The organism is Agromyces rhizosphaerae (assembly GCF_027925245.1).
GTDB classification, from domain to species: Bacteria; Actinomycetota; Actinomycetes; order Actinomycetales; family Microbacteriaceae; genus Agromyces; species Agromyces rhizosphaerae.
Window position 1 is genome coordinate 3,085,772 of record NZ_BSDP01000001.1, and the last position, 13,269, is coordinate 3,099,040.

At 72.6% G+C, this 13,269-nt stretch carries 15 protein-coding genes; 14 read left to right on the forward strand and 1 reads right to left on the reverse strand.

The features are described 5' to 3' along the window. Positions 1–82: 82 nt before the first annotated feature. From QMG39_RS14565 to QMG39_RS14595, 7 genes are all read left to right on the forward strand, one after another. Positions 83–442 (forward strand): YraN family protein, encoded by a 360-nt coding sequence (locus QMG39_RS14565; RefSeq protein ID WP_281886234.1) that lies wholly within the window; start codon positions 83–85, stop codon positions 440–442. Further along, positions 442–1,980 (forward strand): YifB family Mg chelatase-like AAA ATPase, encoded by a 1,539-nt coding sequence (locus tag QMG39_RS14570; protein ID WP_281886236.1) that lies wholly within the window; start codon positions 442–444, stop codon positions 1,978–1,980. Before QMG39_RS14565 ends, QMG39_RS14570 begins: the two co-directional genes overlap by 1 nt. After that, the gene (gene dprA / locus QMG39_RS14575; RefSeq protein ID WP_281886238.1) at positions 1,977–3,206 is read left to right on the forward strand and encodes a DNA-processing protein DprA; all 1,230 of its coding nucleotides are present in this window, start codon (positions 1,977–1,979) and stop codon (positions 3,204–3,206) included. The genes QMG39_RS14570 and dprA overlap by 4 nt, the downstream gene beginning before the upstream one ends. 147 nt (positions 3,207–3,353) lie before the next feature. Then, positions 3,354–3,998, forward strand: coding sequence for a hypothetical protein (locus QMG39_RS14580; RefSeq protein ID WP_281886240.1), 645 nt, complete (start codon positions 3,354–3,356; stop codon positions 3,996–3,998). A 217-nt stretch (positions 3,999–4,215) separates the two neighbouring features. Continuing rightward, positions 4,216–4,839, forward strand: a complete 624-nt coding sequence (locus tag QMG39_RS14585; RefSeq protein WP_281886242.1) for a hypothetical protein — start codon at positions 4,216–4,218, stop codon at positions 4,837–4,839. A 106-nt stretch (positions 4,840–4,945) separates the two neighbouring features. Next, complete coding sequence (locus QMG39_RS14590) at positions 4,946–5,863, forward strand: metallophosphoesterase (RefSeq protein WP_281886244.1); 918 nt, start codon at positions 4,946–4,948, stop codon at positions 5,861–5,863. Positions 5,864–5,904: 41 nt separating this feature from the next. Continuing rightward, complete coding sequence (locus QMG39_RS14595; protein ID WP_281886246.1) at positions 5,905–6,825, forward strand: tyrosine recombinase XerC; 921 nt, start codon at positions 5,905–5,907, stop codon at positions 6,823–6,825. Between the two features lie 4 nt (positions 6,826–6,829). On the opposite strand, the gene QMG39_RS14600 is transcribed toward QMG39_RS14595, so the two are convergent. Next, on the reverse strand, positions 6,830–7,465 hold the full coding sequence (locus QMG39_RS14600) for a murein hydrolase activator EnvC family protein (protein ID WP_281886248.1): 636 nt from the start codon (positions 7,463–7,465) through the stop codon (positions 6,830–6,832). Positions 7,466–7,723: 258 nt separating this feature from the next. Here QMG39_RS14600 and rpsB point away from each other — a divergent pair, with 258 nt between their 5' ends. The 7 genes from rpsB (at position 7,724) to QMG39_RS14635 (ending at position 13,265) form a co-directional block, all read left to right on the forward strand. Next, complete coding sequence (rpsB, locus tag QMG39_RS14605; protein WP_281886250.1) at positions 7,724–8,623, forward strand: 30S ribosomal protein S2; 900 nt, start codon at positions 7,724–7,726, stop codon at positions 8,621–8,623. A gap of 38 nt (positions 8,624–8,661) precedes the next feature. Further along, positions 8,662–9,492: a translation elongation factor Ts gene (gene tsf, locus QMG39_RS14610; RefSeq protein WP_281886252.1), complete on the forward strand. Its 831-nt coding sequence runs from the start codon at positions 8,662–8,664 to the stop codon at positions 9,490–9,492. Between the two features lie 117 nt (positions 9,493–9,609). Further along, positions 9,610–10,344 carry a UMP kinase gene (pyrH, locus tag QMG39_RS14615; protein WP_281886255.1) on the forward strand — a complete coding sequence of 245 codons (735 nt, stop codon included), beginning with the start codon at positions 9,610–9,612 and terminating at the stop codon, positions 10,342–10,344. Between the two features lie 52 nt (positions 10,345–10,396). Next, a complete protein-coding gene (gene frr / locus QMG39_RS14620) occupies positions 10,397–10,951 on the forward strand; it encodes a ribosome recycling factor (RefSeq protein WP_281886258.1) in 555 nt (184 codons plus the stop codon). Positions 10,952–10,960: 9 nt separating this feature from the next. After that, entirely contained in the window at positions 10,961–11,941 is a 981-nt protein-coding gene (locus tag QMG39_RS14625) for a phosphatidate cytidylyltransferase (RefSeq protein ID WP_309298783.1), read from the forward strand. 14 nt (positions 11,942–11,955) lie between these two features. After that, a complete protein-coding gene (locus tag QMG39_RS14630; protein ID WP_281886260.1) occupies positions 11,956–12,507 on the forward strand; it encodes a DivIVA domain-containing protein in 552 nt (183 codons plus the stop codon). Positions 12,508–12,710: 203 nt separating this feature from the next. Continuing rightward, positions 12,711–13,265, forward strand: a complete 555-nt coding sequence (locus QMG39_RS14635; RefSeq protein WP_281886262.1) for an aggregation-promoting factor C-terminal-like domain-containing protein — start codon at positions 12,711–12,713, stop codon at positions 13,263–13,265. The last annotated feature ends 4 nt before the right edge of the window (positions 13,266–13,269 follow it).

The window sequence follows — 13,269 nt, forward strand, 5'->3', positions numbered from 1 at the left end:
CGTGAGCTGCCGATCGCGCTCGCCTTCCGTGCCGCCGTAAGCGAGGGGATGCCCGCTGCCAGCCTCTCCTCGGAGGTGGCGCATGGCACGCAAGGACGAGGTGGGCGCGCGCGGCGAGACGATCGCGGCGGCGTACCTGGAGGAGCTCGGCTACGAGGTGGTCGACCGCAACTGGCGGCACGGCCGGCGCGGGGAGATCGACCTGGTCGCCCGCGACGGCGACGAGACGGTGTTCGTCGAGGTGAAGACGCGGTCGGGCACGGCGTTCGGGCACCCGCTCGAGGCGGTGACGTCCGAGAAGCTCGCGCGGCTGCGCATGCTCGCGGGGGCGTGGTGCCGGTCGGCGCGGTTGGTGTCGTCGTCGATTCGCATCGACGCGGTCTCGGTGCTGCTGCCACCGGGTCGCGCGGTCGACATCGAGCACGTGCGGGGCGTCGGCTGATGCCGGTCGCACGCACCCGCGCGATGGCGCTGCTCGGGCTGTCGGGCTCTCCCGTCGACGTCGAGGCCGACCTGTCGGCGCAGCTTCCCGCGCTCGTGATCATCGGGCTTGCAGACACCGCGCTGTCGGAGGCGCGCGAGCGCGTGCGGTCGGCGGCGATCAATGCCGGATGCCCCCTGCCGGCACGCCGGCTCACCGTGAACCTCTCGCCCGCGACGCTGCCGAAGCACGGCTCGTCCTTCGACCTCGCCATCGCGCTCGCGTGCCTCGGCGCGGCCGACGGCGTGGACCGCGCATCGATCGAGCACGTGGTGCACCTGGGCGAGCTCGCCCTCGACGGGCGGCTGCGTCCGGTCGACGGCGTGCTGCCCGCGGTGCTCGCCGCCCGGAACGCCGGGTTCGACACGGTCATGGTGCCGGTGGGCAACCGCGAGGAGGCGGAGCTCGTGGCGGGCGTGCGCGTGGTCGCGGTCGCGGGCCTGCGCGAGGCGGTCGAGTGGCATGGCGGACCCGTGGACGGGTCTGCAGGGGCGGTGGAGCCGATCCTGCGCGAGCAGGTGCCCGAGTCGCTCGAGGATGCCGGCGACCTGGCCGACGTGGCGGGCAACGCCGAGGCCGTCGAGGCACTGGTCGCCGCTGCCGCGGGTGGCCACCACCTCTCGATGATCGGGCCCCCGGGGGCGGGCAAGACGATGCTCGCCGCGCGGCTGCCCGCGCTGCTGCCGGACCTCGCACCCGAGCAGGCACTCGAGGTCGCGTCGATCCGCTCCCTCGGCGGGCGCGCGGTCGGCGCTGTGCTGCCGTCGCGGCCGCCGCTCGAGAGCCCGCACCACACGGCGAGCTCCGCGGCCATGGCGGGTGGCGGCTCGCGGGTCATCCGACCCGGCGCGGTCACCCGTGCGGCGCACGGCGTGCTGTTCCTCGACGAGGCGCCCGAGTTCCCGGCACGCGTGCTCGACGTCCTGCGCCAGCCGCTCGAGTCGGGCGTCATCGAGATCCACCGGTCGAACGCCGTCGCGCGCTTCCCGGCCTCGTTCCAGCTCGTGCTCGCGTCGAACCCGTGCCCGTGCGGCCAGTACGGCGCGCCGGGCGACGGGTGCACGTGCCCGCCCCTGACCCGGCGCCGCTACTTGGGCCGGCTCTCGGGGCCGCTGCTCGACCGGGTCGACATCCGGCTGGTGGTGCGACGCGTCTCCGCCGCCGACCTGCGCGAACAGGGTGCGGGCGTCACGACGGCGGAAGCGCGCCGACGGGTCGCCGGGGCCCGTGGCGCGGCGGCCGAGCGCCTCTCCGCGACGCCATGGCGCACCAACGCCCGCGTGCCGGGGCCATGGCTGCGCACGCCCGGCGGCATGCGGCTCGCGCCTGCCGCGACGCGGCGGCTCGACCAGGCGCTCGAGCGTGGCGGGATCACGATGCGCGGGTACGACCGCGTGATCCGGCTGGCATGGACGCTCGCCGACCTCGACGGCGCGACGAGTCCAGCCCGCGAGCACGTGGGTCGCGCGCTCGCCCTCCGCGAGGCGGCCGCCGCGTGAGCCGGGCAGGAGCTCTTGCCGCCGCGGCGGGGCGGATGCCCGCGGTGCGCGGGGACGACGACCCGACGATCGTGCTCGCCACGGCAACGGTGATGGTCATCGCCGAGCCGGGGGACGGAGCGGCCGGCGCGCTCGTGCACGCGCTCGGCGCGCGGCGGCTCGTCGAATCGCTCCTCGCCGGAGACTCCGCCGACGCGCTCGCCGGCGCCGCGGCGGACGCGGGTGCCGAGATCGAGCCGGCCGTCGTCGCCCGTGCGCTCGGGCGCTGGCTGCCGCGCCTTGACCTGCCCGCGGCCGTGCGGTCGGTCGAGCAGGCGTCCCGGAGCGGCGCACGACTCGTGCTGCCCGGCGACGCCGAGTGGCCATCGGGGCTCGACGACCTCGGCCTGCACGCCCCGCCGGGTCTCTGGGTGCGCGGCACGCCCCAGGCACTGGCCGCGCTCGGTCGCTCGATCGCGCTCGTCGGCGCCCGTGCGGCGACCGGGTACGGCGAGCACGTCACGACCCAGGCCGCCGCGGGCCTCGCCGACCGCGGCTTCGCGATCGCCTCGGGCGCGGCGTACGGCATCGACGCCCGGGCGCACCGCGCGACGCTCTCGTCCGACGGCACGACGATCGCGTTCCTCGCCGGGGGCGTCGACCGCCCGTATCCGGCCGCGCACGACTCGTTGCTCGCCGACATCGCCGCCCGCGGGGCGGTCGCCTCCGAGGTGCCCTGCGGTGCTGCTCCGACCAAGTGGAGGTTCCTGCAACGCAACAGGCTCATCGCCGCGGCCGCAGGCGCGACAGTCGTGCTCGAGGCGGGCCGCCGCTCCGGCTCGCTGAACACCGCGGGCCACGCGGCTGCGCTCGGGCGTCCGCTCGGGGCAGTGCCCGGCCCGGTCACGAGTCCCGCCTCGGCCGGTTGCCACCGGCTGCTGCGCGAGTACGACGCGGTCTGCGTGTCGGATGCCGCCGAGATGGCCGAACTCGCCGGCGACGCGCCGAACGGATCGACCGCCCCGCCGGTGCTCGGCGAGCTGTCGCACGACGAGCTCCGCACGCTCGACGCCCTCGGCTCGCGCGCACTGCGCACCGTGGAGGAGCTCGTCCGGCGGTCCGGCCTCGGAGCGTCGCAGGTGCGCGCTGCCCTGCCCGGCTTGGAGGCCCTCGGGCTCGCCGTAGTTGAGCACGGTCGGTTCCGCCGTGCGTCGCACTCGTCATCACCGCGTCGCCGCGGTGCGTGACGGTGGTGTCTCTGGAGGTCGAGCCCGGGCGACACGCCGCTGATCGACAAACGTAGACGTGCGACGAGTCCTCTCGATAAGGTGAGGCATCCTCGGTACTGGTCGAGGTGCTGCGCCGACGGTGGTGCGTCGGCGCAGGAGACATCCGTGACGACGCCGAACCCGGAGGCGATCATCGTGACCGACGCATCAGCGAACCCAGAATCCCGCGGCGTGTCCCGCCGCACCGTGACGAAGGCCATGGCATGGAGCGTGCCCGCGGTCGCCGTCGCGGCATCCGTGCCGGCCTTCGCGGCATCCGGGCCGCCGCCGGTCGTGCTCGTCGGCGTCGCCTGCAAGCTTCCGGGTGCGAGCCTGTCGCGGTGCCCGCCCGAGATCGCGCAGGGCATCTTCGCGGGCGACTTCTCCAAGGCGTTCGCGCTGCCCGTGCAGGTGACGAACACGACGTCGAAGGCCATCGTCCTGAAGCCCAGCATCACCGTGACCAACGTGCGCGACGGCGACGGCAATCCCACCCTCGCGTTCAACGTGCAGGGCATCTACCCCGATTACTGCACGCCGATCCAGCCGAACGAGTCGGTGAACATCCTCGTCTTCGCAAACTCCGACAACAGTGCGAACGACGACGTGTACGCGGACCTCACCGTTCCCTGGGGCCACGACTGCGCCGACGCCGACCATCCGCCGATCTTCATCCCGGACCTGTACGCACCGGCGTTCCCACCGTGCTCGACGAACACCCCGTTCCCGCAGGGCTCACCCACCTGCACGCCGCCGTTCTACCAGAACTGAGCAGCGCGGTCATGGCGCCCGTCGGCGCCGGGCCCGGCCGCGCGCGCCCGGCACGTCGCCGATCGCGGGTGCACCGGCGATGTCCGCACCGTGGGGTGTGGAGTGCTGGCACGTACCGAGGTCGTTGCTCGCTAGCCTGAGGAACCTCCGCGTCGCGGAGCGCATCGGGCCAGTTCGGTGCGAAATCGCTCGCGCCACACGTACCCGAGGAGCACCCGTGCCCGACGCGCCGATGCCCACCCCTGCCCGCGGACCGAGCCGCCGCGACGTGACCCGCGCCATGGCGTGGTCCGTGCCCGCGGTCGCGATCGCCGCATCCGTGCCCGCGCACGCGGCCTCCGGAGCGATGCCGGTCGTCCTGGTCGGCGCTCCCTGCAACCTGCCCGACGCGACCGCCCTCTCGACGTGTCCCTCGGAGATCCTCGACGGCATCTTCGGCCGCGACACGAGCGAGGGATTCGCGTTCCCGCTCCAGATCAGCAACACGACGGGCAAGGACATCGTGGTCCGCGAGGGCATCCAGATCACGAACGTGCGCGACGGCTTCGGCGAGACGAGCACGCGCGAGCCGTTCGAGGTGCTCGGAACGTTTCCCGACTCCTGCACCGTCATCGAGTCGGGGATGACGGAGAACGTGATCGTGTACGCGAACTCCGGCAATGCGATCACCGACCACGTCTACTTCGACCTGACCGTGCCGTGGGGGCATGACTGCTTCGACGTCGATCACCCGCCGATCTTCATCCCGGATGTCTACGCGGAGCTCTTCCCGCTGTGCAGCTCCGCCACCCCGTTCCCGGAGGGGCGCCCCACCTGCGTGCCGCCCTTCTACCAGAACTGATCGCGGCGCTCCCGGCCGGGCGCGTGTCGCGGGCGATCCGCGGCGCGCGTCCGTAGGCTGGGCGCGGGCCCGTCGCCGACCCCGGCGGTTGCCGGGAGGAGCGCTCGTGTCGCGCATCGCACTGGGCCAGGACGACGTCCCCACGCACGTCATCGCGCACCTGAGCGACTCGCACTTCCTCGCCGGCAGCGCGCCGTTGCACGGGGCGATCGACACGGATCGCACGTTCGCCCGCGCACTCGACCAGGTCGAGGCATCCGGGCGCCCGATCGACGCGTTCGTGCTCACCGGCGACATCGCCGACCTTGGCGAGCCCGAGGCGTACGCGCGCATCCGCGGCATGGTCGAGCCCGTCGCCGAGCGGATGGGGGCCGAGGTCGTCTGGGTGATGGGCAACCACGACGAGCGCACGCCGTTCCGCGCCGGACTGCTCCCGGTCGGCCGCGCACACGGAGCCGGTGAGGATCCCGTCGACTATGTGGTCGACGTGGCGGGCCTGCGCATCGTGGCCCTCGATTCCACCGACGGCGGGTACCACCACGGCCGGCTCGATGCGGCGCAGCTCGACTGGCTGGCCGCGGTGCTCGCCGGTGCACCCGAGCACGGTGCGATCGTCGCACTGCACCATCCGCCGCTCGCCACGCCCCTGCCGGTCATGGAGGTGCTCGAGCTCCAGCGGCGCGAGGAGTTTGCGCGCGTGGTCGCCGAGGCCGGCCCGCGCGTGCGCGGCATCCTCGCCGGTCACATGCACTACGGGTCGTCGGGCGTGTTCGCGGGGGCGCCGGTCTCGGTCGCCGCAGCGACCGCCTACACGATGGACCTCTCGGCACCCGCGCGCGAGCTCGTCGGCGTCGACGCCGGCCAGGCCTTCGCGCTCGTCGAGGTGCGGCCCACCGGCCTGATCTCGGCCACCGTGCCGATCGGTCGGCCCACCCCGGTGTCGGGTTTCGACGGCGAGTTCCTCGACCGGCTCGAGGCGCTGACCCCCGAGGAGCGCATCGAGCTGTTCTCGCGCAAGCGGTGAGTCAGCCCGCACCCGCGCCGGCCGGGCGGGATGCTGGAGGCATGCGACTGGCCGTGGCCGTCGAGCGCTACCTCGACGAACTGTCCGCCGTGCGCGGACTGAGCCCGCGCACGGTCGACTCGTACGGGTCCGACCTCGCCGACCTGACCGGCTTCGCCGATGGGCGGGGCGTGACGGATGCCGCTGAGCTCGACCTCGACCTGCTGCGCGACTGGCTCTACGACGCGACCGAGCGCGGACTCGCCCGCACGACGATCGCCCGCCGCGCCGCCGCCGCTCGCGGGTGCACGGCGTGGCTTGCCCGTCGGGGACTGCGCGACGACGACCCGGGGGCGCGGCTGCGCGCGCCGAAGTCGCGCCGGTCGCTGCCGCGGGTCATGTCCGCCGACCAGGCGGCCGAGCTGCTCGCGGACGCGTCCGCGCGCGCCGAGGAAGGGGACCCGGTCGCCGTGCGCGACGTGGCGATGCTCGAGCTGCTCTATGCCTCGGGCATCCGCGTGTCGGAGCTCACGGGGCTCGACGTCGACGACATCGACCGCTGGCGGCGCACCGTACGCGTGCTCGGCAAGGGCGGGAAGGAGCGCGTCGTGCCCTACGGCGCCCCGGCGGCGGACGCCCTGGAGCGCTGGCTGCGGAACGGCCGCCCCGCGGTGCTCGCGCGGGGCGAGGGCGGGTCGGATGCCGTCGCCGCGGCGTTTCTCGGGGCGAAGGGCGCGCGCATCTCGCCGCGGATCGTGCACCGGCTCGTCGCCGACGTCCTCGACGCGTTCCCGGGCGGCGGGCCGGCCGGTCCGCACACCCTGCGCCACGCGGCCGCGACGCACCTGCTCGACGGCGGCGCCGACCTGCGCACGGTGCAGGAGATGCTCGGCCACGCGAGCCTCGGCACGACGCAGATCTACACGCACGTCTCGGCGGAGCGTCTCAAGGAGAGCTACCGCCTCGCGCACCCGCGCGCCTGACCCGTCAGTCGAGCGGCAGCAGCACGGCCCGCGGCACGCCGCCGAGGAACACGAGCGGCGAGACGTAGCGCCCATCGACGCGGGCGCCGAGGTGCAGGCAGTCGGCGCAGTGCCCGCCCGTCGAACGCTCGCCGACGACCTCGCCTGCGGCGACCGCTTCGCCGACCGCGACCGACGCCCTGACCGGCTCGAGCGTCGACACCACGCCGCCGCCGTGGTCGATCGTCACAAGCGTGCGGTCGCCCACCCAGCCCGCGAATGCGACCGTGCCGTCGGCGGGCGCGAGCACCGGGTCGTCCTCCGCTGCGGCGAGGTCGATGCCGCGGTGGCCCGCCGAGTACACGGTGTCGCCCGCGCGGTAGCCCGCGAGCACGGCGATCGGCGCACCGACGGGCCAGCGCCAGGCACGCCCGGGCGCCTCGGAGACATTCGCCACCGATGGGGGAGCGGTCGCAGGATCGGCCGACGCGGGGGCCGCGCTCGCCGAGGCGATCGCGGCTGGGAACGCCATGAGCAGCGCGACCGCGGCCGCACCACGTGCGGCGCGGGTGGCACGCGAGTCGCGGGCGGCGATGCGCGCGCGCACGGCGCGCGACGAGGGGCGTGGACGGTGTGGAGTTCGGGGGTGGCGAGCGGTCATGCGGACACCCTCGCGCGGGTGCGGACGCCGGCCCCGGGGCATCCGCTCGACCGCCCCGATCGGGCCGCGCTCGGAGCTGGGGAGGAGCCGCGCTGTGATATCGTGGCCGGAGCACCCCGGTCTCCGGGGTGACTTCGCGTGCCCGAGAGGCGACACCCTCCACCAGTCCCGTTCGAGAGAACGGGCGGAGCCGTGCGCCGGGCACCAGGGTCCGCGCCGCCGGCGCGAACGACAACTGAGAACAGAAGGAGTACGGCCATGGCCGTCGTCACCATTCGCCAGCTGCTCGACAGCGGCGTGCACTTCGGGCACCAGACCCGTCGCTGGAACCCCAAGATGAAGCGATTCATCTTCACCGAGCGTTCCGGCATCTACATCATCGACCTGCAGCAGTCGCTGGCCTACATCGACAAGGCCTACGACTTCGTCAAGGAGACGGTCGCCCACGGCGGCACCATCCTCTTCGTCGGCACCAAGAAGCAGGCGCAGGAGTCGATCGCCGAGCAGGCGACGCGCGTGGGCCAGCCCTACGTCAACCAGCGCTGGCTCGGTGGCCTCCTCACCAACTTCCAGACGGTGTCGAAGCGCCTCGCCCGCATGAAGGAGCTCGAGGAGCTCGACTACGAGGGCACCACCTCGGGCTTCACGAAGAAGGAGCTGCTGCTCAAGAAGCGCGAGCTCGACAAGCTGCACAAGTCGCTCGGCGGCATCCGCAACCTCGCGAAGACCCCGTCGGCCCTCTGGGTGGTCGACACCAAGAAGGAGCACCTCGCGATCGACGAGGCCAAGAAGCTCGGCATCCCGGTCATCGCGATCCTCGACACCAACTGCGACCCCGACGAGGTCCAGTACCCGATCCCGGGCAACGACGACGCGATCCGCTCGGTGAGCCTGCTCACCCGCATCGTCGCCGACGCCGCGGCCGAGGGCCTCATCCAGCGCCACCAGAAGCCCGAGGAGGGCGCTGAGGCCGCCGAGCCGCTCGCCGAGTGGGAGCAGGAGCTCCTCCAGGCGCAGACCCCGGCGCAGTCGTCGGCCGAGACCGACAAGGTCGACGGCGCCACGGCTGAGGCCCAGGAGGTCGCCGAGGTTCCCGACGTCGTCGCCGCAGAGGCCGCGACCGAGGCCCCGGCAGCCGACGAGGCCGCCGCCAAGTAGTCCACCCGAGACACATCGAGCAAGGAGAAGCAGAGCGAATGGCAAACGTCAGCATCGCCGACATCAAGGCGCTGCGCGAGCAGCTCGGCACCGGCATGAGCGACACCAAGGCCGCCCTCGTCGAGGCGGACGGTGACCTCGAGAAGGCGACCGAGATCCTGCGCCTGAAGGGCGCGAAGGGCAACGCGAAGCGCGCCGACCGCTCGACCTCGGAGGGCCTCGTGGCCGCCGCCGAGAACGGCAACGGCACCGCGACGCTCATCGAGCTGGCCTGCGAGACCGACTTCGTCGCCAAGGGCGACAAGTTCATCGCCCTGGCCGACCGCGTGCTCGCGGCCGTCGCGGCCGCCGGTGCCGACTCGGTCGAGGCGGCCCTCGCCGCGCCCGCCGAGGGCAAGACCGTCGCCGACGTGATCAGCGAGGAGGCGGCCATTCTCGGTGAGAAGGTCGAGCTCCGCCGCGTCGCGCTCGTGACGGGCGACCAGTTCTCGATCTACCTGCACAAGACGTCGAAGGACCTGCCCCCGCAGGTCGGCGTCGTGCTCGGCTTCGCCGGCGACGACGCGGACACCGCGCGTTCGGTGGCGCAGCACATCTCGTTCGCCGCGCCGGAGTACCTCACCCGTGAGGACGTCCCCGCCGAGGCAGTCGAGAAGGAGCGTGCGCTGGTCGAGCAGATCACCCGCGAGGAGGGCAAGCCGGAGGCGGCGCTGCCCAAGATCGTCGAGGGTCGCCTGGGCGCCTACTTCAAGCAGGTCGCACTGCTTGAGCAGGACTACGCCAAGGACAACAAGCTGAAGGTGAGCAACGTGCTCTCCGACGCCGGGCTCACCGTGTCGGGCTTCGCCCGCTTCAAGGTCGGCGCCTGATCGAATGAGAGGGAGTCCGGATCGCATCGTGCGATCCGGGCTCCTTTTTCATGCCCGCCGCAGTGGGCGGCCGGCATGCGCATGGGTAACGTGGTGCTGACAGGAAGGACACGGGGGATGGCTGGAACGAACACGCGCAGGCGCGTCCTGTTGAAGCTCTCGGGGGAGGCGTTCGGCGGTGGTTCGCTCGGCGTGAACCCCGACGTGGTGAGCGCGCTCGCACGGGAGATCGCGGAGGCGGCCGAGCAGGTCGAGATCGCGGTCGTCGTCGGCGGAGGCAACTTCTTCCGCGGCGCCGAGCTCTCGCAGCGCGGCATGGACCGCGGGCGCGCCGACTACATGGGCATGCTGGGCACGGTGATGAACGCCCTCGCCCTGCAGGACTTCCTCGAGCAGGCCGGTGCGGAGACGCGCGTGCAGTCGGCGATCGAGATGACGCAGGTCGCCGAGCCGTACATCCCGCGACGTGCCGAGCGGCACCTCGAGAAGAGCCGGGTCGTGATCTTCGGCGCGGGCGCGGGCCTGCCCTACTTCTCGACCGACACCGTCGCCGCGCAGCGTGCGCTCGAGATCGGCGCCGACGTGGTGCTGGTCGCCAAGAACGGCGTCGACGGCGTGTACACCGACGACCCGCGCACCAACCCCGACGCCGTCAAGATCGACCGCATCAGCTACCAGGACGCGCTCCAGCGCGGGCTGAAGGTGGTCGACTCGACCGCGTTCAGCCTGTGCATGGACAACGGCATGCCGATGCAGGTGTTCGGGATGCAGCCGAGCGGCAACGTCACCGCCGCGATCCTCGGCAGCGAGCTGGGCACGCTCGTCGGCAACGGCCCGGTGTCGCACGGGTAGCGCGCCGCCCCACGACTAGACTGTCCCGAGCAGCGAAACCGAAGGAGTCCACGTGATCGCGGATGTACTGTCCGATGCCTCGACCCGCATGAACAAGGCCGTCGAAGTCGCCAAGGACGACTTCGCGACCGTCCGTACGGGCCGCGCCAACCCCCAGCTGTTCCAGAAGATCATGGTCAGCTACTACGGCACCCCGACCCCGCTGAACCAGCTCGCCTCGCTCCAGAACCCCGAGGCGCGCACGCTCGTCGTGACGCCCTACGACAAGAGCGCCCTGCGCGACATCGAGCAGGCGATCCGCGACACGCCCAACCTCGGCGCCAACCCGAACAACGACGGCAACATCATCCGCGTCACCCTGCCGGAGCTCACCGAGGAGCGCCGCAAGGAGTACGTGAAGCTCGTGCGTTCCAAGGCCGAGGACGCCCGCGTGTCGGTCCGCAACATCCGACGCACCGCCAAGAGCGACCTCGAGGCGCTCAAGGGCGAGGTGGGCGACGACGAGGTCGTGCGCGGCGAGAAGGAGCTCGAGCACGTCACCAAGTCGCACGTCGAGGCGATCGACGAGGCGCTCAAGCGCAAGGAAGCCGAACTCCTCGAGGTCTGAGGGCCACGGATGACAGAGCCCGACGACACCAACGACATCGATCCGGGATCGCCGGGCGCGCCCTCGGAACTGCGGGCGCACATGCACCAGCGCCGGGTCGAGCTCGAGCGCCAGTTCGAGGCGACGCGCGCACAGTTCGACGCCACTCAGGAGCGCATCCAGGCGCGCACGGGCCGCAACCTGCTGCTCGCCATCGTGATCGGCCTCGTGCTCGGCGGCGGGCTGCTCGTGAGCCTGCTCATCGTCAAGGAGCTGTTCATGGTGTTCGCCGGCGTGCTCGTCGGCTTCACCACGGCAGAGCTCGCGACGGCGCTGCGCCGGGCGGGGTACGCCGTTCCGCGCATCCCCACCGTGGTCGGCGCTGTCGCGGTCGTGCCCGCCGCCTACTACGGCGGACCCGCGGGGCAGCTCCTCGGCGTGCTCGCCGCGATCCTGCTGGTCGCCGCCTGGCGGCTCGTGGAGCAGGCGATCCCGGCCACGCGCCGTGATTCGTCGCTCGTGGCCGACCTCTCGGCGAGCGTGTTCGTGCAGGTCTACGTGACCTTCCTGGCATCCTTCGTCGTCGTGCTCACCGCGCAGGAGGGCGGCCAGTGGTGGGCGCTCGGCTTCATCGTCATCGTCGTGCTCGCCGACACCGGTGCGTACGCGGCCGGGCTCACGCTCGGCAAGCACCCCATGGCGCCGGTCATCAGCCCGAAGAAGACCTGGGAGGGCTTCGCGGGCGGGGCGATCACGTGCCTCGTCGCCGGCGTGCTCATCGGCCTCTTCATGCTCGGCACGACATGGTGGTTCGGTCTGCTGTTCGGCGCCGCGATCTTCCTGTCCGCGACGCTCGGCGACCTCGCCGAGTCGCTCATCAAGCGCGACATCGGCATCAAGGACATGAGTTCGAAGCTGCCCGGGCACGGCGGGTTCCTCGACCGACTCGACTCGATCCTGCCGTCGGCCGCGGTCGCCTTCACAGCATTTCTGATCTACACGGCGCTCTGAGGCACAATAGTCCGGTGCACTCGACCTTCCCGCGCGTCAGGCGACCTCGTCTCGGCTACCACGTCGAACAGGTCGACGCGTTCCTCGCCCGGGCGCGACGCGCCTACGACGGCGTCGGCGGCGATGCCGACGCGCTCGCGGCGGAGGACATCCGCCTGACGGCGTTCTCGATGCAGAAGGGCGGCTACTCGACCGCGCACGTCGACGGCGCGCTCGAGCGCCTGGAAGACGCGTTCGCGGCGCGGGAGCGACAGCGGGCGGCAGCGGACCAGGGCGAGGGCGAGTGGATCAACGAGGCGCGGGCGACCGCGCAGGTCGTCATCAACCGGCTCGCGCGACCCGAGGGGCACCGCTTCGACCGCGTCTCGCTGCTCGCCGTCGGCTACAGCACCCGCGAGGTCGACCGCTTCGCCCAGAAGCTCATGCGCTACTTCCGCGACGGCGCGCCGATCAGCGTCGACGACGTGCGCACGGTCGTCTTCCGGCCGCAGCGGGGCGGGTACCGGGAGGTCCAGGTCGACATCGTCCTGGACGCCGTGGTCGACGTGATGCTGGCGGTGCGATGACCCGCCGCGCGCGTCACGAGCACGCCCTCGGGCTCGGCTAGACTCCCCGTATCGTGGGCAGGCACTCAGGGCGTACGCCGAACTCAGCCATTGCACCGGCGGCGCGTCCGCCGGTGCGTCGTCGTGCGGGCGGAAGCCGCTCGGGCGGCACCCGGGCAGCGCTCCCGGCGTCGCCGCGCCGCTCGCTGAAGCAGGCGCTGACGGTGGCCTTCGCGTTCGCCGCGTCCGTGTCGTTCGTGCTCGTGCACCTGGTCGACCCCACCATCGGCGCATCGGCGTCGGGGGAGTACCGCGCGAGCACCGACCGCTTCGGCGGCGAGGCGACCCAGGTGGTCGAGGTGACCGGCGACTACGACTTCACGGCGACGCGGGACGAGTACGTCGTCGAGGCGGCCGCGGTGGCCGTCTCGAACACCGCCATCACTTTCCAGGCGCCGCCGGCGATCGTCCCCGACCCGGGTTCGGCGCAGGCCTACGCGGCCGACGCGGTCGCGGCCAGGGGCTGGTCGACGGGCGAGTTCGACTGCCTCGTCGCGCTCTGGAACAAGGAATCGGGCTGGCGGGTCAACGCCATGAACCCGTACAGCGGCGCGTACGGCATCCCGCAGGCGCTCCCGGGCTCGAAGATGGCCACCGCGGGCGCCGACTGGCAGACGAACGCCGCGACCCAGATCGAATGGGGCCTGGGCTACATCGCGGGCCGCTACGGCACCCCCTGCGGCGCGTGGTCGCACTCGCAGTCGGTCGGCTGGTACTAGGCGG